The sequence below is a fragment of the Kitasatospora sp. NPDC127116 genome, assembly GCF_042677365.1.
Lineage (GTDB): Bacteria > Actinomycetota > Actinomycetes > Streptomycetales > Streptomycetaceae > Kitasatospora > Kitasatospora lactacystinica.
Genome location: NZ_JBHXTL010000069.1, coordinates 6415 through 26617, shown reverse-complemented (window position 1 = coordinate 26617; position 20203 = coordinate 6415). Strand labels below are relative to the sequence as shown.

The 20203-nt window shown below is 76.6% G+C and carries 14 protein-coding genes and 1 pseudogene; 7 read left to right on the top strand and 8 right to left on the bottom strand.

Annotated features, from left to right (window positions below; genetic code table 11):
• Positions 1–170: 170 nt before the first annotated feature.
• On the bottom strand, positions 171–734 hold the full coding sequence (locus ACFVHV_RS25710) for a TetR/AcrR family transcriptional regulator (protein WP_380353783.1): 564 nt from the start codon (positions 732–734) through the stop codon (positions 171–173).
• A gap of 100 nt (positions 735–834) precedes the next feature.
• Here ACFVHV_RS25710 and ACFVHV_RS25705 point away from each other — a divergent pair, with 100 nt between their 5' ends.
• The 3 genes from ACFVHV_RS25705 (at position 835) to ACFVHV_RS25695 (ending at position 3747) form a co-directional block, all read left to right on the top strand.
• The gene (locus ACFVHV_RS25705) at positions 835–1317 is read left to right on the top strand and encodes a DUF1348 family protein (RefSeq protein WP_380353780.1); all 483 of its coding nucleotides are present in this window, start codon (positions 835–837) and stop codon (positions 1315–1317) included.
• 137 nt (positions 1318–1454) lie between these two features.
• The gene (locus ACFVHV_RS25700; protein WP_359899392.1) at positions 1455–2537 is read left to right on the top strand and encodes a hypothetical protein; all 1083 of its coding nucleotides are present in this window, start codon (positions 1455–1457) and stop codon (positions 2535–2537) included.
• Between the two features lie 130 nt (positions 2538–2667).
• Entirely contained in the window at positions 2668–3747 is a 1080-nt protein-coding gene (locus ACFVHV_RS25695; RefSeq protein ID WP_380353777.1) for a trypsin-like serine peptidase, read from the top strand.
• 73 nt (positions 3748–3820) lie between these two features.
• On the opposite strand, the gene ACFVHV_RS25690 is transcribed toward ACFVHV_RS25695, so the two are convergent.
• On the bottom strand, positions 3821–4405 hold the full coding sequence (locus ACFVHV_RS25690; protein ID WP_380353774.1) for a hypothetical protein: 585 nt from the start codon (positions 4403–4405) through the stop codon (positions 3821–3823).
• A 72-nt stretch (positions 4406–4477) separates the two neighbouring features.
• Complete coding sequence (locus ACFVHV_RS25685) at positions 4478–5035, bottom strand: MarR family winged helix-turn-helix transcriptional regulator (protein ID WP_380353771.1); 558 nt, start codon at positions 5033–5035, stop codon at positions 4478–4480.
• 84 nt (positions 5036–5119) lie between these two features.
• Here ACFVHV_RS25685 and ACFVHV_RS25680 point away from each other — a divergent pair, with 84 nt between their 5' ends.
• Positions 5120–6481 (top strand): MFS transporter, encoded by a 1362-nt coding sequence (locus ACFVHV_RS25680; RefSeq protein WP_359899399.1) that lies wholly within the window; start codon positions 5120–5122, stop codon positions 6479–6481.
• Positions 6482–6491: 10 nt separating this feature from the next.
• Here the strand turns inward: ACFVHV_RS25680 and ACFVHV_RS25675 are convergent, their stop codons facing one another.
• Positions 6492–7388 carry an alkaline phosphatase family protein gene (locus ACFVHV_RS25675; protein WP_380353769.1) on the bottom strand — a complete coding sequence of 299 codons (897 nt, stop codon included), beginning with the start codon at positions 7386–7388 and terminating at the stop codon, positions 6492–6494.
• A gap of 333 nt (positions 7389–7721) precedes the next feature.
• On the opposite strand from ACFVHV_RS25675, the gene ACFVHV_RS25670 reads away from it, so the two are divergent.
• Positions 7722–8996 carry a serine hydrolase domain-containing protein gene (locus tag ACFVHV_RS25670; protein WP_380353766.1) on the top strand — a complete coding sequence of 425 codons (1275 nt, stop codon included), beginning with the start codon at positions 7722–7724 and terminating at the stop codon, positions 8994–8996.
• A 156-nt stretch (positions 8997–9152) separates the two neighbouring features.
• On the opposite strand, the gene ACFVHV_RS25665 is transcribed toward ACFVHV_RS25670, so the two are convergent.
• Together ACFVHV_RS25665 and ACFVHV_RS25660 are read right to left on the bottom strand one after the other, a co-directional pair.
• Positions 9153–11522, bottom strand: coding sequence for a tetratricopeptide repeat protein (locus ACFVHV_RS25665; protein WP_359899405.1), 2370 nt, complete (start codon positions 11520–11522; stop codon positions 9153–9155).
• Between the two features lie 319 nt (positions 11523–11841).
• Positions 11842–14475 (bottom strand): BTAD domain-containing putative transcriptional regulator, encoded by a 2634-nt coding sequence (locus ACFVHV_RS25660; protein WP_380353763.1) that lies wholly within the window; start codon positions 14473–14475, stop codon positions 11842–11844.
• Between the two features lie 325 nt (positions 14476–14800).
• Here ACFVHV_RS25660 and ACFVHV_RS25655 point away from each other — a divergent pair, with 325 nt between their 5' ends.
• Positions 14801–17662, top strand: a complete 2862-nt coding sequence (locus tag ACFVHV_RS25655; RefSeq protein WP_380353760.1) for a BTAD domain-containing putative transcriptional regulator — start codon at positions 14801–14803, stop codon at positions 17660–17662.
• Between the two features lie 77 nt (positions 17663–17739).
• On the opposite strand, the gene ACFVHV_RS25650 is transcribed toward ACFVHV_RS25655, so the two are convergent.
• On the bottom strand, positions 17740–18378 hold the full coding sequence (locus ACFVHV_RS25650; protein ID WP_359899411.1) for a sigma-70 family RNA polymerase sigma factor: 639 nt from the start codon (positions 18376–18378) through the stop codon (positions 17740–17742).
• Positions 18379–18652: 274 nt separating this feature from the next.
• Complete coding sequence (locus tag ACFVHV_RS25645; RefSeq protein WP_359899413.1) at positions 18653–19030, bottom strand: hypothetical protein; 378 nt, start codon at positions 19028–19030, stop codon at positions 18653–18655.
• A 272-nt stretch (positions 19031–19302) separates the two neighbouring features.
• Here ACFVHV_RS25645 and ACFVHV_RS25640 point away from each other — a divergent pair.
• Positions 19303–20203: pseudogene (locus ACFVHV_RS25640) on the top strand (hypothetical protein); the annotation flags it as partial.

Below are 20203 nucleotides of genomic sequence, written 5' to 3'. Positions count from 1 at the left end.
GCCCCCTCCGCACCCCGCCGGCACCGCCGACACCATCGGCACCACCCGCTGCCGCCCGGCACCGCCCGAGGCCGAGGGGCAACGACGGCCCGTACGCGGCGGTCGCCACGGGCGACGGGGTGCGCCCGGCCCCCCGCCCCCGCCCCCGACCCCGTCGCCCCCTCCCCCGACTACCGCCCCGGCGCCGCGGCCAGCAGCAGCCGGGCGGCCTCCCTCGCGTCGGCGGCGGCCGTCGGATCGCCGTGGACGGCCGCGCTGGTGATCGCCCCCTCGGCCAGCAGGGTCAGGTGGACGGCCGTGGCGGACGGGGCTCCGGCGGCCCGGGCCAGGCCCGCGAGGTAGCTCCCGAACTCCGCCTTGTGGTGCCGGGCGGCGGCCACCACCGCGGGGCTGACGGCGCCCAGTTCGCCGAGCGAGTTGACGAAGGCGCAGCCCCGGAAGCCGGGTTCGGCGAACCACCGGCCGAGCCAGTCGTAGACCGCGAGCAGTTGCTCCCGCGGGTCGCCGCCGGTGCGCGAGACGTACTCGGCGAGGCTCGCCCGCCAACGGCCGTCGCGGCGCAGCAGGTAGGCCTCGACGAGCTCACCCTTGGACGGGAAGTGCTGGTAGACGCGGCGCATGGTCATGCCGGAGGCGGCCCGGACGGCGTCCATGCCGACCGCCTGGATGCCCTGCCCGTAGAACAGCTCCTCGGCCGCGTCGAGGATTCGGGTCCGCGGGTCTTCCTGCTCCATCTGCCGTGCCCTTTGCGTGAGAACGATGATTCTCCTATCGTATCCAGCAGAGTGAGAACGATCGTTCTCACCGGTGGAACGCCCATTCCGAGGAGCATCCATGCCCGAGACCGGCACCGAGCAGCGCCCGCCCCTGCCCCCGTTCACCGAGGAGACCGCCCGCCGGAAGGTCCGGGCCGCCGAGGACGCCTGGAACACCCGCGACCCCCGGCGGGTCGCCCTCGCCTACACCCCGGACAGCCGCTGGCGCAACCGCTCCGAGTTCCTCGCCGGCCGCGAGCGGATCGCCGACTTCCTCACCCGCAAGTGGCAGCGCGAGCTCGACTACCGCCTGATCAAGGAAATCTGGGCGCACGACGGCGACCGCATCGCGGTCCGCTTCGCGTACGAGTGGCACGACGGCGACGGCCGCTGGTACCGCTCCTACGGCAACGAGAACTGGGAGTTCGACCGCGACGGCCTGATGGCCCGTCGGCACGCGTCCATCAACGACCTGCCGATCACCGCCGAGGAGCGCCTGTTCCACTGGCCGCTCGGCCGCCGCCCGGACGACCACCCGGGCCTCACCGAACTCGGCCTCTGAACCGCCCCCGCCACGGGGCCACGGCACTCCCCCCGCTGTTCCACGGCTGTGACACGGCGCACATCCGCCGCTGACCTCGCACTGCGAGGCTCCTGGTCGAAGGCGAACAGCACACAAGGGGGACCAGGAAGATGTCCGTGCGCAACAGCTCCGTGCGAAACCGGTTCGGCACCACCGCGGCGATCGCGCTGATGGTCGGCGTCGGCGCCGTCCTGGTCTCCGCCTGCGGCCCCGAGAACGGCGACTCCGCCCCCACCGCCGCTCCGACCGGCGGCGCCGCCCCGGCCGGTACCGCCCCCGGGGCGGCGTCGCCGGGAACGGCCGCACCCGGCTCCTCCGCCCCCTCCGGCAGCGCCGCGCCCGGCGGCGGCAAGGAGGTCAACGGCACCTCGGCCGCCAACCACCTGACCATCTCCACCGGCACGGCGACCGTCGCACTGAACGGCACCACCGTCGACTTCGGCACCGTCGTCCGGGACCTGGCCTGGTCCCCCGACGGAAAGAAGGCCGCCTTCGTCAACGGCAACGGCGACCTGATGACCGCCAACCCGGACGGCACCGGCAAGGTCGTCCTCGCCAGGAACCCCGGCGGCGAGACCTGGTCCCACCCCACCTGGCAGCACGCCACCGCCGACCCGAGCGTCACCGCCGGCGGCGACGCGCTGGATCGGTTCGCCGCGATCGTCTTCACCTCCGACAAGGGCGGCACGCTGCGGTTGGAGAAGGTCCCCACCAAGTCCCCCGGCGCCACCCCCGAGGTGCTCACCCCGCACATCTCCGAGGGCGGCGGCGATCCGGTGCCGCAGCCGCCGCAGACCGGCAACACCTGGGCCAACGCGGGCGGCCACCGGGGCGAGATCGTCTACGCCAACACCCCGACCAACGAGGTGTACCTGTACGACGACTACATCCGCCCGGCCACCCGGGACCTGGGCAAGGGCTCGCAGCCGGCCCTCGCCCCGGACGGCGAGCACCTCGTCTTCGTCCGCTCGGTGAACGGGCACGACCACCTGTTCACCCGCTCCACCCGGATCGACCAGAAGGCCGAGAAGGACCTCACCCCGTCGGCCACCACCGACTACACCCAGCCCGCCTGGTCCCCCGACGGCAGGACCATCGCGGTCCGCACCCCGGACGGCATCAGCACCCTGCCCGCCGACGGCTCGGCCGCGCCGACCCAGGTCTCCACCGTCAAGGGCCTGCCCTCCTACCGGCCCTGATGCCAGCTCGGTCGGAGCGGCGGCCACCGGTACCGGACCGAGACGCCGTTACCGGAACCTGATCCTCTCGACGGACGGCCGAGACCCGTTCCACACAAAAGTCTGACGTCCCGCGCCTAGCGTGCCGGACATGCCGAAGACACCCGTAACCCCGACCGGAACACCGACCACCCGCCGCGCACTGCCCCGCAGGCTCGCCGCCGTGGGCGCCCTCCTGCTGAGCGCGACCACGGCGGCGGTGCTGCTGCCGAACACGGCCCTCGCCGCGGAGCGGGAGACCGTCACGACGCACGCCGGCGCCACCACCGCGCAGGAGCGCGACCTGGTCGACGCCTACTGGACCCCCGCCCGGATGAAGCTGGCGGGTGCCATGGTCCCCGAGATCACGCCCGTGCCCGAGGACGACAACACCCCCGACGACCCGCGGCCGCTGCCCGCGGACACCCTGGACCCCGGGGCCGTGTGGGCCCACGGCGGAGCGGTGACCCGCAGCGTCGGCCGGCTCTTCTTCACCTTCTCCGACGGCTACGACGGCAGTTGCACCGCGACGGTCGTCGCCGGCGCGAACCGCAGCACCGTCGTCACCTCGGCCCACTGCCTGCGGGGGGTCGGGGCGCCCGCCGCCGCCGACACCTGGAACCACAACCTCTACTTCGTGCCCGGGTACCGCAACGGGACCAAGCCGCTCGGCGGCTTCAGCATCAGGACCATGGCCACCTCCTCCCGCTGGGACTCCGCACCGAGCGGGACCGGGTCGGACGGGGTCGCCATGGCCGGCCACGACGCCGCGGTCCTGGTGGCGAACCGTTCGGCCGAGGGGCGGCGGGTCGCGGACGTGACCGGCAGCCAGCGGATCGCGTTCACCCCGCCCGTCGAGGGCGAGTTCGTCCACTCCTTCGGGTATCCGAAGGACCGGCTGAACAACCCCGACGGCAAGTACACCGGTTCGCGCCTGATCCACTGCGCCGGACCGAGCCACCCCGGACCCAAGGCCCCGCTGCTGTGGGGCGAGCCCTGCGACATGTCGCACGGGGCCAGCGGCGGCCCCCACTTCACCGGGTTCGACCCCGCCACCGGGACCGGCACCCTCGTCGGCGTCACCACCACCTCCGAGGAACTCGCGGGCGGCCCGGCCGGCACCTCGTACGCCACCCGCCTCGGTGACGGCGCCCGCCGCCTCTACGACTGGGCGCAGACCCGGGCGGTCTGACCCCCGCGGCCCCGAACCCGCCCGGCCGGCAGCTCCGCCGGCCGGGCCACCGGGGCCGCACGGGCCACGAGAGTTACCGAGGCTTCGCCAACTCGGCTCGCAGCTCGGCCAGGTGCTCGTCGGCCGACTCGTGCGGCAGGAACTCGACCACGTCGAGGAAGCGGAACAGCACCCGGGTCCCGGTGACGGCGTACTCGTAGTCGCCGAACCCGACCACCGCGCCCGTGCCGCCGCGCGCCGCGCCCCGGACGGCGGCCGAGGTCAGCTCGTCCGCCGTGTCCCCGGTGCTCACCCGCCGCCGGGCGTTGGGGCGCGCCAGGTACGGGCAGACCATGGCGGCGTAGAGCATGCAGGACCGGTGGCCCGGGCCCTCCATGGTGGGCGCGAGGTTGCGGTACGGCTGCCCGGCCGCGAGCGCCCCGGCGATCGCCGCGCTCTCGGCGGCGCCGACCACCCGCCACACCGGTCCGCGGTCCATGAACCGCCCGCACACCGAGCACCGCCGCTCCAGCGCGCAGTCGGCGCTGCGCCCGTAGTCGGTCAGCGCGAACTGCGGGACGTCGCCCTGCCACGGCGTGATCGCGGGCACCGGGTAGCCCCGCCCGTCCCGGGGCCGCGCCCCCACGCCGTCCGGCACCGGCACAAGTTCGAATCGCACGCCCCTATCGATACCAGGGACGGACGCCGCGGGTCGACCCCGGCCGCCCGCCCGGCCGCCCGCCCGGGGGGCCTACCGCTCGCCCTCCTGAGCGAGCATCACCTTCCGCAGCAGGTCCGCCAGCGTGCGCCGTTCCTCCTCGGAGAGCACTCCCAGCAGCCGCCGCTCCTCCCGGCCCACCACGTCCAGGGCCTCCTGCCAGGCGGCGCGTCCGGCCTCGGTCAGCACGATGTCGACCTTCCGGCGGTCCTCCGTGGACGGCGTGCGCAGGACGAAGCCGCGCCGTTCCAGGGTCTCCAGCCGGCCGGTGACCGAGGCGGGGGCGAGGTTGAGGTCGGCCCGGAGGTCGGAGGGGGCGGCGTGGCCGCCGCGGCCGGCGAGCACGTGCAGGGTGTCGAACTCGTGCTTGTGCAGGCCGTAGTCGGCGACGCCCTGTTCGCGGACCCGGCCGAGGTGGCGGGTGAGTCGCGACATCCGGGTGACGGAGGCCTCGATGTCCGGGTCGAGGCCGGGCAGCACCGGCTGCCAGCGGTCGAGGTGGCCGTCCGTCCAGTCCCGGGCCTCCGTCCGGTCACGGCTGTCCGTCCGGTCGCGGGGCGCAGTGGGCTGCTCGGGAGGGTGCTCGGCCATGGGAGGAGTCTACAAACCGCAGCAGAAACAACGGCGCAAAAATATTCGTTGCCGAAATTTCGGCAGCGAAATACAGTGCGGCGCGTGACACGACACCCCTTGAACCTGAGCGGCTTCCGCCTGCTCTTCGTCGGACGGACCCTCTCCACCCTCGGCGACTCCGTCGTCCCGGCCGCCCTGGCCATCGCCGTCACCCGCGCCACCGGCTCGGCCGCCGCACTCGGCCTCGTCCTGGGCTGCGCGATGGTGCCGAGACTGCTCCTGCTGCCGGTCGGCGGCGTGGTCGGGGACCGCTTCGACCCGCGTCTCGTCGCCCTCACCACCGACCTGGTCCGAGCCGCCGCCCAACTGCTGGTCGGACTCGAACTGCTCGGCGGGAACCCGGACCTGGCGCACGTCGCGCTCGCCTCGGCGGTCGGCGGCACCGCCTCCGCCTTCGCCATGCCCACCGCCTCCCCACTGGTCGCCGCCACCGTCCGGGGCGAGCTGCGACTGCGCGCCAACGCCCTGCTCGGCTCCGCCACCGCCGCCGCCCGGCTCGGCGGCCCGGCCCTCGCCGGACTGCTGGTGTACACCGCCGGGCCCGGCTGGGCGTTCGTGCTGGACGGCGCCTCCTTCGCACTGAGCGCCGCGCTGCTGACCCGGCTCCGCATCGACCACGTGCCCGGCGAACCGCGCTCGCTGCGCCGGGACCTCGCCGAGGGCTGGAGCGAGGTGCGCTCCCGGGACTGGTACTGGACCAGCCTGATCGCCCACGGGGTGTGGAACGGCGCGAGCTCCGTGCTGCTCACCCTCGGCCCGCTGATCGCCGCCACCCGGCTCGGCGGGGACGGCGCCTGGGTGGCGCTGACCCAGGCGGGCGCGGTGGGTCTGCTGGCCGGCTCGCTGATCGCCGGACGGCTGCGGCCCCGCCGCCCGGTGCTGGCCGGGAACCTCGCCCTCGCGCTGTACGGGCTGCCGCTGCTCGCACTCGCCCTCCCGGCCCCGGCGCCGCTCGCGGTGGCCGCACAGGCGGTGGCGATGGCCGGGCTGGGCTTCCTCAACCCGGTCTGGGAGACGGTGGTCCAGCAGGAGTTCCCGCCCGGGGCGCTGGCCCGGGTCACCTCGTACGACTGGCTGCTGTCGCTGGCCGGCGCCCCGCTCGGGTACGTCCTGGCGCCGTTGGCCGCCGACGCCTGGGGCGACCGGGTGCCGCTGCTGGCGGTGGCGGGGCTGGTGACGGCGGTCTGCGCGGGCACGGCGGCGGTGCCCGGCGTCCGGCGGTACGGCGCCCGGCAGGCCGCCGGAACCGCGCCCGCGCCCGGGCCGGCGACCGAACGGCCACCGGCCCGGACCCGGGCTCACGATCGGGCTCGGACCCCGGATCAGGAGCCGGACCAGGCCCGGGAACAGGCCCCGGAACAGGACCGGAGCCCGGAACAGGACCCGGCCGGGATCAGGGCCTGACCGCCGCCGTTCAGTTCCAGATGCCGGTGATGTCCGCGGCGGAGGCCGCGTTGCCCGCGTGGCCGGAGGCACCGGCCAGGTCCTCCAGGGTGCGCAGCACGTTGTAGTGGTTGTAGGTGGTGGCGCTGCTGCTGCCGGGCGTCACGTGGGCGCCGTAGATCACGGTCGGGATCCGGTTGCCGGACAGCTTGTTGTCCTCGTCGAAGGTGACGACCAGCAGGCTGTTGTGGGTCTGCGCCCAGGTGGCGTACGCGCCCAGGTTGTTCTTGATCCAGGTGTCGCCGGTGCCGACCGAGCAGTCGTGCATGTCGCTGCAGAGGTTCGGCACCACGAAGGAGACGTTCGGCAGGGTGCTGTAGTCGGTCGGGAACTGGGCGAAGGTCTTGGCGGAGCCCAGCGGGACGTTGCCGAAGCCGAACCAGGGGTTGTGCTTCTGGGCGTAGCTGCCGCTGCTGCACACGGTGCTGCCCTGGCTGGGCAGGGACTCGTTGTAGCTGCCCCAGGTCTTGCCGGCGGCGATCACCTCGGAGGCGAGGTTGGCGGCCTGGAAGCCGCCGACCGTCACACAGCTGTCGTCGACGGTGCCCTGGGTGGAGCCGGAGAACAGCGCGTAGTAGTTCGGCTCGCTCGGGTGGGTGATGCCGAAGGACTGGGTGAGGTTGGCCCCGCCCGCCTTCAGGGTGTTGTTGATGTACGGGGCGCTGCTGCTGCCGATGACCTGGGTGTAGGCGTGGTTCTCCATCACCACGACGACGATGTGGTCGGGCGTGGGCAGCGCGGCGGCCTGGGCGGTGGTGGCGGTGGCCGCCCAGAGGCCGGCGGAGGCGGCGAGCAGGGCGACGGCGGAGCCGATCGCGGTCGCGGTGCGGCGGGAGCGGGCGCTCAGGGCCTTCGTGGACGAAGTCATGACAATTCCTCGGGTGGAAGACGGCCCGGCGAGCCGGGCTCGGGACGGGAGGTGCCTGCCGCCGGTGTGCGGCGTCCGGGGTGCGGCGCCCGGGTACGACCGGGCGCAAAGCGCCCGAACAGCATCGGGCGCGGAGTTCGACGCGGGTAGACGACGGCAGGTGAAACCTTGGCCCCGGCGCGGGAAACGAACGGTGCGGCCGCCGACCGCCGCATCGACAACGCGAAATGCGGGCGAACCGGTTCACATTGCCACGGACCGCCCGGGCCGGTGATAGTGATCTTCGAACGACGCGGTCCGACGCCGCGTCAGCTCACGAGAGAACCGAGGAACATGGCGAAGACCAGCCTTCTGCGCCCGCTCGCGGTGGCCGCCGCCGGCGCCGTCCTGGTGGCGACCGGTGCCCTGCCCGCCGCGGCCGCCGGCCAGGACACCACCGCCGCGACCGCCCCCGACCTCGCCGGTGTGCGCGCCGCCCTCCAGGCCACCGTCTCGGCCGGCGCCCCGGGCGCCTTCGCGGTGATCCGCGACCACGACGGCGGCGACCGGACCCGCTCGGTGAACGTCGGCCTGGCCGACCTGGACGGGACCCCGATGAACTCCTCGTGGAGGTTCCGGGTCGGCAGCAACAGCAAGATGTTCACCGCCGTTCTCGTGATGCAGCTGGCGCAGGAGGGCCGGATCGACCTCGACCGGCCGCTGCGCGACTACCTGCCCGCGGGCACCCTCCCGGAGGGCTGGACCATGACGGGCCGCCAGGTGCTGGAGCACCGGGCCGGGATCTTCGACCACACCAACGACCTGCTGGAGCAGGCCGGCGAGGAGACCACCAGCGCCTTCGAGGCCCGCATCCGCAGCACGGTCTACGACCCGCGCGAGCTGGTCGCGATGTCGGTCAAGCACGGCCTGCAGTACACCCCCGGCACCCGCTACTCCTACTCCAACACCGACTTCGTGCTGATGGGCCTGGCGGTCGAGCACCTCACCGGCCAGCCCTTCCCGGAGGTGCTGAACGAGCGGATCATCCAGCCGCTCGGCCTGCGCAGGACCTCCTTCGTGGTGCCCGACCAGGCGATCCGCGGCGCCCACGTCACCGGCTACCTCACCAACGACGACCGCACCAAGCCGCTGCTGAACTCCACCGAGCAGAACGGTTCCTGGGTCTGGGCCGCCGGGGCCGTCATCTCCACCGCCGAGGACCTCGACCGCTTCCTCACCGCGCTGACGGCCGGCGACGACGGCGGGCTCGTCTCGACCGCCTCGCTCCAGCAGATGACCGCCGCCCTGCCCACGCCCACCGCGAAGATCTCCTACGGCCTGGGCCTGCGCCGCATCTCGCTCTCCTGCGGGGACGTGTACGGGCACGGCGGCATCGTGCAGGGCTTCAACAGCCAGTCCTTCACCACCCCGGACGGTCGGCGCAGCGTGGTGGTCTTCGCCAACGCCTCCAACAACGGCTCGGTGACCCAGGGTCTGATGAACACCCTGGAGCCAGCCTTCTGCGGCAAGCAGCCCACCGTCGCCCCGCGGACGGCCTTCGCACCCGCCTCCGCACCGGCCTCGGCCCCGGTCGACCCGCTGCCGGTGGTGGAGGACACCCGGATCTGACCGGTCCCACCGGTCCCACCGGTCCCACAGGTCCGACCGGCCGCTCCGACCCGCGCGCCCGCCCGCTTCCGTTGGGACCGGAGGCGGGCCGGGGCGTTTCCGGGTGCGGCCGACCGGCTCCGGGCAACCACCGGCCGGGCGCCTCGGGAGAACCGGTCAGTGCCGGGCGCCCGCCGCGCGGGGGCCCTCCGCGCTCAGGTCGGTGAGCGCCTCGGTCAGCAGCTCGCGGGCCTCCTCGGCGCGGCCCTGCTCGATCAGCGCGGTGCCCAGTTCGGTCAGCGTCTTGGTCATGCTGTCCGGGCGGCCCACCGCCTCGAAGTGCACCAGGGCCTGCCGGTAGGCCTTCTCGGCGGCCGGCCAGCGCCTCAACGCCGCGCGGTCCAGGCCGAGTTCGTGCGCGGTCATGGCCGCCAGCAGGTGCATCAGCGGCGAGGACCAGCGCTCCACCAGCTCCAGCGCCCCGGCCAGGGCCCGCCGGCGCGAATCCACCGCCTCCTCCGCCCGGCCGGACTCCCGCAGGCAGTTGGCGGCGCCCCGCAGGGTGACCAGCCGGCCGATCATCGCCGAGCGGCTGGCGAGCTCGGCGAAGGCGTCCGCCGCCCGCTGGAAGGCGTCGGTCGCCTCCCGGTGCCGCTGGAGGTGGCGCAGGCCCGAGGCGAGGTAGGTGAGCGCCCAGCCCTGCTGCTCCCGGTCGCCCACCGCGAGGGCCAGCTCCAGCCCCTCGGTGGCCAGTTCGATGCCGCGCTGGTAGCGGTGCAGGCAGGTGATGTACGTCCAGGCCAGGTAGTTGACGTGCACCGCCTCCACCCGCTGGTCCCCGGTCGCGCGGGCGGCGTCCGCCGAGAGCTGGAACACCTCCGCCCAGATGCCCCAGCTCAGCAGCCGGTCGGAGAACCAGTGCATCGCCTCGGCGGTGTCCACCACCTCCCGGTAGCGGCCGGCCAGTTGCGCCTGGTGCAGGGCGGCCAGCCACTCGGGGTGCTCGTACTCCAGCCAGGCGGCCGCCTCGGTGAGGTGCGGGGGCGCGCCGCCGCCGGTGCCGGCCGCGTCCGTGGCGTGGTCGGGGTCGAACCGCAGTCCGTACTCGGCCGCCCGGCCGAGGATCCAGCGGCCGGCCCGGGTGCGGGCCTCGGCCAGCTCCTGGCCCGTCTCGTCGGCGGTCAGCCGCTCGCCCGCGTAGAGCCGCACCAGGTCGTGCAGGCGGTAGCGGTCCGGGGTGGCCGCCTGCATCAGCCCGGCGTCGACGAGCTGCTCCAGCACCAGCTCGGTGCGGGCCGCCGACAGGCCCGCGTAGGCCGCGGCGATCTCCGCGGTGAAGTCCTGCCCGGCGGTCAGCGCGCAGCGGCGCAGGACCAGTTGGGACTCGGCGGGCAGTCGCCGGTAGGACAGCTCGAAGGCCGGGCGGACGGCCAGGTCGCCGGTCTCCAGCAGGTCCAGCCGGTTCTCCTCGGCGGTGAGCTGGCGCACCAGGTGGGCGACCGGCTGCTGCGGGCGGGCGACCAGGCGCTGCCCGGCGATCCGCAGCGCGAGCGGCAGGTAGCCGCAGAGCCTGGCCAGCTCGGCGGTGGCGTCGGGCGCGGCCTCGATCCGCTCGCGGCCGGCGATCCGGGCCAGCAGCCCGGCCGCTTCCGCCGGGGAGAGCACGTCCAGGCTCAGCCGGTGCACCGACTCCAGGCCGGGCAGCACGTTGCGGCTGGTCACGATGGTCACGGCCGGGCCGGAGCCGGGCAGCAGCGGACGCACCTGGCCCTCGTCGGCGGCGTTGTCCAGCACCAGGACGAGCCGCCGCTCGCGCACCAGCGCCCGGTAGAGGCCGGCCCGCTCCTCCGTCCCGGCGGGCACCGCGGCATCGGCCACGCCCAGGGCGCGCAGCACCTGGCCGAGCGCGTCCCGGGCGGGCAGCGGCTGCGAGGACATGCCGCCGAGGTCCAGCGAGAGCTGGCCGTCCGGGAAGCGCGGGGCCAGGACGTGGGCGGCGTGCAGGGCGAAGGAGGTCTTGCCGAGGCCGGGCTGGCCGCTGACCAGCACCACGCGCGGGTGGGCCGGCCGCTCGTCCTCGGCCAGCCGGGCCAGCAGGGCGAGGGCGTCCTCGCGGGCGGTGAAGTCGGCGATGTCGCGGGGCAGCGCGAGGGCGCTCTGGCCGGTCCCGGCGGCGGGCACCGCCGGGGCCGCGGCGCGCGGCGCGTCCGTACGGGCGGCGGCCTCGTGCGCGGCCGACCGGAGGGGCCGGGCGCGGCCCCCGGCGGGCGCCGAGCCCGGCCGCACCCCGCGCGGGCGTCCGGACTGCGCGGCCCGGTCCAGCGCCTCCGCCTGCACGCCGTCCAGCCCGAGCGCCTCGGCCAGGGCCCGCACGGTGCGCCGCTGCGGGCCGCGGGTGCGACCGCGCTCCATGTCCCCGAGGGCGCGCAGGCTGACCCCGGCGGCCGCGGCGAGCTCCTCCTGGGTCAGACCCGCGGCCACCCGGTGCCCCGCCAGCAGACAGCTGAACCCGTTCGCGTCCGTGTCCGTACCGCCCCCGGCCGCCATGCCCCGCCCCCACTCACTCGGTCCTGCGCAGTTCCGCACTTCTGCCTGGAGTCGCCTCCGGCGGTTCGTTCCAGGCAGAAGTATGCCCGGGCGGACGGATTCCTCCCAGTCGCCCCTCCCTCAGGATATCCGCCCAGGTCAGGAGGGATGCGTGCGGACGGGGCGACGCAGGCGGGGGCGGTTGCGCGGGAGCGGACCGCTGATAGTTCCGCCTGTGGTTCCGCCGGCCGATCAGCGGTTTTCCGCCACGGACGGCCGGTCTCCGGCGGCGGTTTCCCGCCGCCGGGGCGGCCGGGGCAGGGCCCGGCGGGCGACGGCCCTACACCAGGCGTCTCGCCTCCGCGCCCTCGACGGTGCGGCCGAGGGCGTCCAGCAGGTCGGCGAGCAGGCCGTGGGAGCGGGCTTCGAGCGCCGGGTCTCCGACGGTGCGGCCGAGGGCGACGGCGAGCCGGGCCGAGGAGAGCGCGGCGTCCCGGCGGCCGAGCGCGTGCAGGGCGCGGGCCCGGCTGTGGGTGGCGAGGACGGCCTCGGCGCCGCCGGAGCGGGCGGTGGCGGCGCGCACCGCCTCGTCGGCGTGGCGCAGGGCGGGCCCGGGGTCGCCGGCCAGGACGAGCGCGTCGGCGAGGTCGGTGAGCGCGCGGACCAGCAGGTGGTCGGTGGCCGGGGTGCGGGCGGCGGCCACCAGGTCGCCGAGCATGGGCACCGCCCGCTCGTACCGGCCGGTCCGCAGCAGCGCGGCCGCCACCCGGCTGCGGCAGTGGTGGCGCAGCGCCGCGTCGCCGGCCCGGTCGGCGGCGTCGACCGCCCGCTCCAGCTGGTCGGCGGCGGTGCGGTGGGCCCCGCGGTCGACGTGCAGGACGGCGAGGTCGGTGCCGAGCCGGGCGACCGCCGCCTCGTCCCGGTCCGCGTGCGCGGCGCGCATTCCGGCCTCGACCACGGCCCGCCAGTGCGTCCGGTCGTGGCCGGTGGTCTCGTACAACCGGCCGACCCGGTGGGCGAGTCGCCAGGCCGCGGTGGGCCGTCCCTTCTGCTCGGCGCAGAGCACGACGGCGCGCAGGGCGCTCTCCTCGCGGCGGAACCAGGCCGCCGCCGACCCGCTGCCCCCGGCCTCCGCCCCCTCGCCCGCCCAGTCCGCGGTGACGTCCAGGTAGTGGGCGATCAGCCGGTCGAGGGCCAGGTACCGCTCGTCGCAGGCGAGTTCGGCGGCCTGCGCGGCGGCGTGGCGGCGGACCAGCTCGCGCCGGGCGTACCGGCCGGGGCTGGTCTCCTCCAGCAGGTGCACGGCGTCGAGCCGGGTCAGCAGGGTGCGGGCGGTCGCGGGCGGGAGGTCGGCGAGGGCGGCGGCGGTGTCGGTGCCGATCTCCGCGCCGGGGTGCAGGCCGAGCAGGGTGAACAGCCGGGCGGCGTCCGGGGCCAGCGCGCGGTACGTGCGGTCCAGCGCCGTGGTGAGGCCGAGCGGGCCGCGGTCGGTGCCGGCGCCGGCGCCGGAGAGCGCGGCCAGGCCGGTCTGCTCGTCGGCGAGTTCGGCGGCGAGGTCGGCCGCGGACCAGTCGGGCCGGGCGGCGAGGCGGGCGGCGGCCAGGCGCAGCGCGAGCGGCAGGTGGTCGCAGCGCTCGGCGAGTTCGGCGACGGCCTCCGGCTCTCCGGCCGTGCGGTCCGGGCCGAGGATGCGGGCGAGCAGGTCGGCGGCCTCGTCGGCGCCGAGCGCGCCGAGCGGCACCGGTATGCCGCCGGTACGGACCAGCAGGTGGCGCAGCCGGCTGCGGCTGGTGACGATCGCGACCGGGGCGGGTTCGCTGTCGGTGGCCGGCGGGTCGGGCAGCAGCGGGGCGAGCTGCTCGTAGGAGGCGGCGTCGTCCAGGACGACCAGCATCCGCCGGCCGCCGATCAGTTCGCGGTAGTGGCGGGCGCGGTCCTCGGGTTCGGCGGGCAGCGCGTCCGGGTCGACGCCGAGGGCGGTGAGGAGCTCCCCGAGCACCTCGCCGGGTTCGCGCGCCCCGTCCGGGTCGAAGCCGCGCAGTTCGGCGCGGAGGACGCCGTCCGGGAAGTAGGCGTCGCCGCGCCGGGCCGTCCACTGCCGGACCAGGCTGGTCTTGCCGACCCCCGCGGGCCCGGTGACCAGGATCGGCCGGCCGTCCCGCGCGGCGGGCAACACCTGGTCCAGCCGGGCGAGTTCGACGCTCCGGCCGACGAACCGGCGGTCGGCGGCGGGCCGGGCGCCGGCCAGCTCGCCGGCCCGGCGCAGTTCGGGGCCGGGCGGCCAGCTGAGCCGGGCCACCGCCCGCTCGTAGCGCTCCCGCGCCTCGGCGCTCCGCCCGTCCTGCTCCAGGCAGCGCACCAGCCGGGCGGCCAGCGGCTGCCGGGCGGGGTGGCCGTCGGCGGCCTCGTCGAGTTCGGCGGCCAGCTCGCCGCCCCGGCCGGCCCGGAGCAGGCCGTCGGCCAGGAGCTCCAGGGCGCGCAGCCGCAGGTCGGTCAGGTACGGGAGGGTCCGCTCGCGCAGCAGGGCGGAGCCGCAGTCGGCGAGCGCCGGACCGCGCCAGAGGTCCAGCGCGGCGCGCAGCAGGGGCAGTGCCCGGTCCGGCGCGGCGCCCCGCGGCGGGCCGGCGGGCTCGGGGAGCAGCACGCCCGCCTGCTCGCAGAACCGGGCGAAGCGCAGCACGTCGATCCGGTCGGGCTCACCGGCCAGCAGGTAGCCGGAGCCGCGGGTGTCGAGTTCCAGTCCGGGGCCGTCCAGCAGCTGGCGCAGCGCCGCGACATGGCCCTGCAGGGCGGCCCGCGCGGTGGGCGGCGCGCAGCCCTCCCAGACCAGCTCGATCAGCTCCTCGGTGGCCACCGTCCGGTTCAGCCGCACGGCGAGCGCGCTCAGCAGCGCCCGGCGCTTGGGCGCCGAGGGCGTCACCGCCGTCCCGTCCTCCCGCCGCACCACCACCGGTCCGAGCAGATCGATGTGCACGCGCCCGTTCCCCTCCCCCGTCCTCGACTCCCCGGCCCGACCGAGGATAGGGCCGGTCAGGCCCTTCGCGCCGGTCCGGGGCCGTCCTCGGGCACCGTACCGCGCGGGTACGACACGGCGCCCCGGCCGGACCGAGGGGTACGACACGGCGTTCCGGCCCGATCCCCCGCCGGCGCAACCATCCGCCGCTCCCGACGCGTCAACCGGGGGCAGGGACAACCGACCGACATGACCGGACATCTTCTCGCACTACACTGCTCCACCCCGAGGGCCGATGGCCGCTTCGGGACGTGATGCGCGGTTCTGCGGTGAAGTGGGGGTACTGGTGCGGATTCGGCTGCTCGGGCCGGTGGAGTTGCGGATCGGGGCAGGCGGCTTCACGAGCGTGGCGGGCGCGCAGCGGCGGGCCGTGCTGGCGCTGCTGGCGCTGCGGCTGGGGCACCTGGTCACCGTGGACCAGCTGTGCGAGCTGCTGTGGGACGAGCAGCCGCCGCCGAGCGCGCGGGCGGCCGTGCAGGGCCACGTCGCCGCGCTGCGCAAGGTGCTCGCCGGCACCCCGTTCGAGCTGCACACCCGGGACTCCGGCTACCTGCTGGCCGGGCCGGCCGACGAGGTGGACGCGCTGCGCTTCGAGGAACTCACCGGCGCCGCCGACCGGCAGGCCGGCCACGGCGACTGCGCCACGGCGGTCGCGCTGCTGGAGGGGGCGCTGCGGCTGTGGCGCGGCGAGGCGCTGGCCGACCTGCCCGACACCCCGCTGCGCTCCGCCGCGGTGGACCGGCTGCGGCAGTCCCGCACCGCCGCCCTGCTCCGCTGGGCCGGGCTGCGGCTGGGCCAGGGCGCCGGGGCGTCGGCCGTGCCGCTGCTGGAGCAGGGCGTCCGGATGGACGGGCTGCGCGAGGAACTGGTGGCGCTGCTGATGCGCTGCCTGCACCAGGCGGGCCGGCCCGCCGAGGCGCTGACCGCCTACCACCGGGCCCGGATGCGGCTCGCCGAGGAGCTGGGCATCCACCCCGGCCCGGCGCTGCGGGCGGCGCTCGCCGAAGTGCTGGCCGACGACCGCACGGTGGAGCCGCCGGCCGCCGCTCCCCCGGCCGCCGAGCCGGCGCCGCAGGCCCCGCCGGTCCCGCCGGTCCCGCTGGTTCCGCGCCAACTGCCGCGTCGCCACCCGGACTTCGTCGGCCGCGCCGGCGACCTGGCCCGTCTCGACCGGGCCTGCGGGCCGGGCCCCGACGGGGGCGGCCGGACCGGGGACGGCCCGGTGCTGGTGGTCGGCCCGGCCGGGGTGGGCAAGAGCGCGCTGGTCACCGCCTGGGCGCACCGGGTCGCCGACCGCTTCCCGGACGGCCTGCTCCACGCCGAGCTGCACGGCCTCGCCCCGGACGGCCCGGCCCGGCCCGAGGCCGTCCTGGCCGGCTTCCTGCGCGCGCTCGGCGTGCCGCGGGACGGCATCCCCGCCGGGCGCGCCGCCCGGGCGGCGCTCTACCGCGAACGCACCGCTGGCCGGCGGCTGCTGGTGCTGCTGGACGACGCCGCCGACGCCGACCAGGTCGCCGACCTGCTGCCCGCGGGCCCGGCCGGCACCGCCGTGGTCACCGGCCGGGGCGCGCTGGAGGGCCTGGTCGCCCTGGAGGGAGCGACCCTGCTGCGCCTGGCCGCACTGCCCGAGGACGACGCCCTGGACCTGCTGGAGCGCGCGCTGACGCCCGAGCGGCTGCGCGCCGAGCCGGAGGCCGCCGCCCGGCTCGCCGGGCTCTGCGACCGTCTGCCGCTCGCCCTGCGGATCGCCGCCGCCCGGCTGGCCGCCCGGCCGGACTGGACGATCGCCGAGCTGGTCGCCGAACTCGCCGACGAGCGGACCGGGCTGGCCGCCCTGGACGCCGACGGCACGCTCTCCGTCGCGGGCCGGCTCCGGCTGACCCACCGCCGGCTCTCCGAACCCGCGGCCGAACTGCTGACCGTCCAGGCCGCCCACCCCGGCCGCGAGCTGGACCCTTCGGCGAGCGCCGCGCTGCTCGGCAGCGACACCGCCACCGCCCACCGGGCGCTCGGCGAGCTGACCTCCCACCACCTGCTCACCGGCACCGCCCCCGGGCGCCACGTCCGCACCGACCTGGTCCGGCGCTACGGCGCCGGGCTGCTCGCCGAACGGCCCGAGCGGCACCGGCGGCTGCTGCGCGAACGCCTGGCCGACCACTACCTCACGGCCCTGCGGCACTGCGGCTCCTTCCTCGACCCCGGACAGGAGGACACCGCCCCGCCCGCCGGCCCGGCGCAGTCCCTGCCGGCCGCCGTCGACATCCGCACCGCGCTCGACTGGTTCGACGCCGAGGAGCCGGCGCTCTCCGCGCTGGTCGCCTCCCCCGACACCGACCCGGCCCGCGCCTGGCGGATCGCGCTGACCTGCGGCTCGCTCTACTACGGCGCCGGCCGCTTCACCGACTGGCTCGCCTGCGCCCGGCTCGGGCAGGCGGCGGCCGAACGGTGCGGCGACCCGGTCGCGCTCGCCCTGCTGCTCAACTGCCGGGCGCAGGCCCTGGTCGCGCTGGAACGCCGGCAGGAGTGCGCGGAGGCGGCCCGGCGGGCGGTGGCCGCCGCCGAGTCCGGGACCGGGCCCGCGGCCGTGTCCGCGCACGTCCGGGCGCTCGCCACGCTGGCCATGGTCACCGCGATGCTCGGCAACGGCGCCGAGGCCGAACGGCTGGCGGCCGGCGCCACCGCGCTCGCGCTGGAGTCCGGCGACCGCCGGCGGCTGGTCGACGCCAAGGTGCACCAGGGCTGGGTGAGCCTGGCCGTCGGGGACCGGGAGGGCGCCCAGCGCCGGTCCCGCGAGGCCCGGGAGCTGCTGCCGGCCACGCCCGTCACCCAGGTCCACCTCTGGTCGCTGCTGACCGAGGCGCAGGCCCTCCCGCCGACCGTCCGCGACGTCGCCGCCGACCTCGCCTGGCACCGGCTGCTCGCCGCGTGCGAGGAGGCCGGCCTGCTGTACCTGCACGCCGTGGCCGAACAGTCCTACGCCGCCCACCTGTCGGCCCGGGGCCGGGAACCGGAGGTGGGTGCCAGGCTGCGCTCGGCGCTGGAGCGCTTCCGCTCGCACGACCGGCGCGCGGGCTACCGGAGCGGGTTCACCACCGGCCTGGAGGCGTCGCTCAAGCTCCGTACCGGGCGGCGGCCGGCGGACGACTGACCCGGGCGGCGGCCGGCGGACGACTGACCCGGGCGGAGGCCGGCGGGCCCGTGCCGCCCGACGGGACGGCGGCCCGGTCAGCCCGCGGCCGAGGCGGCCCCGCGCTCCGTCGGGGCGTACCCGTGCTCCGCCGCCAGCACCGGGCGCAGCGCCCGGATCGCGTAGAAGTTGCGGGACTTGACCGTCCCCGGCGGCACCCCCAGCCGGGCCGAGGCCTCCAGCACCGAGCGGTCCTTGAGGTGCAGCTCGACCAGCACCTCGCGGTGGTGCTTCTGCACCCGGCGCAGCGCCAGCGCGATGTCCCGGGCCACCACCACCCGCTCGTAGGGGTCGTCGGCGACCGGCCGGTCCTCCATCGGCTCGCCGATCACCTCCTTGGCGCGGGCGGCGGCCATCCGGTAGTGGTCGATCGCGATCCGGCGGGCCACCGTGAACAGCCAGGGCCGGCTCGCCTCCGGCCCGGCGGACAGCGCCTCCGGGTGCTGCCAGGCGCGCAGCAGGGTCTCCTGGAGGATGTCCTCGGCCTTGCCGCGGTCCCCGCCCGTGGCCCGCAGCAGCGCGCGCAGCAGGTAGCCGCCGTGCAGCCGGTGGATCTCGGCGAGCGTGTCCGGGTCGAGCGTCGGACGGGCCGGGGCGGTGACGCCTTCCGGCGCGTCCGCCGGACCCTCGGACGACGGGGTGACGGACGTGGGCTGGGCGACGGACGGCTTCGACACGCGCTACCTCTCAGGTCGGGCAGGGGCGCAGCACGGGCAGGGCGTGCTGGGCAGCGACCGGACATCCCCCGGCGGTGGCTGCAACAGCACACTGCCGGAGGCCGCCAAGTCCGCACCAAGGCAGCACCAACGCCCCCGCCCGGGGCACTCGGACCGGTCCCGGGTGCCACCGTTGGCGGGCGCCGACGACTGTTGGCCGGTCGTTAGCGGCCGTGAGCCGCGGCGCCCGCGCCACCGCCCGGACGGCGCCCCCACCGCCCCGGGCCCGGCGGTGTCAGCCCCCGCCGAGCGCCCGGAGCAGCTCCTGCACCCCGTCCTCGCCCCGGTGCTCGATCAGCACCGCGACCCAGCCCGTCAGCCGCTGCCGCTCCGCCGCCGACCACTGCGGGGCCGACGGGTGCTCGTCCACCACCAGCGCCGTCGCCATGTCCAGCAGCGCCGTCGCGGGCCGCGGCCACCACCGGCCCTCCGGCACCACGCGCAGCGCCATCCTCCGGGCGACCGCGATCACCTCCTCCGCCTCCGCCTCGGGCACCGCCAGCGCGGCCGGCCCGTCCGCGCTCGGCGCCCCGGCCCGCACCAGGGCCGCGACGAACTCCCGCGCCTCCGGCCCGTCCGCGGCCATGCCGCGTCCCTCCCCCGTCCCGTTCACGGGACTCACGCTCCTTCCGACTCGGTGGCACTCGGCAGGCGCCGGGTGCCACCGGATGACGGTACCGATCGGTAGCCGGTGGGGCGGAGGGTTTTCCGATGCGGACCTCCCGATGCGACCAGGGTGCTCCGTGCACCCTGCCCCGCTCAACGGGCCCCCCACCGAGGGCGGTTCAGTGAACCGGAGCGGCGCCTTCAGCCGTACTCCCGGCTGTACGGGCCGGCCGGACCGGAGGCACCGGTCCGGCGCACCCTGGACCGGGAGGTCATCCGATGGCTTTCTCCGACGGCACCGCGGGCGCGGGCAGCACCACCCCGGCCGCACCCGACTACTCGCCCGCCGCCTGGCCCGAGCCGGTCGCCCTGCTGCCCCGGCGCCCGCTCGACCCGCTCGGCACCGTCCTCATCCCGCCCGCCGAACGCCAGCTGTTCACCCGCGCCCAGACCGCCGAACCCCCCTCGGCGGCGCCCTCGGCCGTCCCGCCGGCGGAGCCGCCGGCCCGGCACACCGACACCGGCGCGGCACCCGGACCGCTGCCCGAGCCGCCCGCACAACGCCCCGGCACGGACCTCCCGCGCGCCCTGCGGCTCGTCCTGCCCGGCGGCGGGGAGGCACGGCGGCGGCGCCTGGTCGAACGCGTCCGGGTGCCGCTGCGGGCCTGCCACCGGATCGCCGTCCTGGGCGGCCCCGCCGAGGGGGCCGCCGCCGTCCTCGGCGCCCTGCTCGCCGAGCACCGGGCCGACCCGGTGCTCGTCCTGTCCACCGCCGGGCCCGCCGGGAGCGAGTGCCGTACCGGCGGCCGGCTCGTGCTGCGATCCGTACGACCCGACCCGGCCGCCGTGCGGGAGGCCCTCGACGAGGCCCGCGGCCACTACCCGGTCGTCCTCGCCGACACCACCGACGCCCCGGCCGAGGTCCAGCTCGCCGCCGTCGACCGGGCCGACCAGCTGATCCTCTGCGCCCGGGCCAGCGCCGACGGCGCCCGCACCGCCGAAGACCTCCTCGAACACCTCACCGCCCTCGGCCACGAGCAGCTGGCCCGCGGGGCGACCGCCGTCTTCACCCCCGCCCCGCCCACCGACCGCCCGGTCGCCGGCCGCGACCTCCTCCTCCACTTCCGGACCCGCTGCCGCGGCGCCCTCGCCCTCCCGCTCCCGGGCCGCCCCCAGGCGG

Excerpts from the sequence above, each read along its gene's own strand:
- ACFVHV_RS25710 (WP_380353783.1), bottom strand. The coding sequence starts at position 734 with ATGGAGCAGGAAGACCCGCGGACCCGAATCCTCGACGCGGCCGAGGAG.
- ACFVHV_RS25705 (WP_380353780.1), top strand. The coding sequence starts at position 835 with ATGCCCGAGACCGGCACCGAGCAGCGCCCGCCCCTGCCCCCGTTCACC.
- ACFVHV_RS25695 (WP_380353777.1), top strand. The coding sequence starts at position 2,668 with ATGCCGAAGACACCCGTAACCCCGACCGGAACACCGACCACCCGCCGC.
- ACFVHV_RS25685 (WP_380353771.1), bottom strand. The coding sequence starts at position 5,035 with ATGGCCGAGCACCCTCCCGAGCAGCCCACTGCGCCCCGCGACCGGACG.
- ACFVHV_RS25675 (WP_380353769.1), bottom strand. The coding sequence starts at position 7,388 with ATGACTTCGTCCACGAAGGCCCTGAGCGCCCGCTCCCGCCGCACCGCG.
- ACFVHV_RS25670 (WP_380353766.1), top strand. The coding sequence starts at position 7,722 with ATGGCGAAGACCAGCCTTCTGCGCCCGCTCGCGGTGGCCGCCGCCGGC.
- ACFVHV_RS25665 (WP_359899405.1), bottom strand. The coding sequence starts at position 11,522 with ATGGCGGCCGGGGGCGGTACGGACACGGACGCGAACGGGTTCAGCTGT.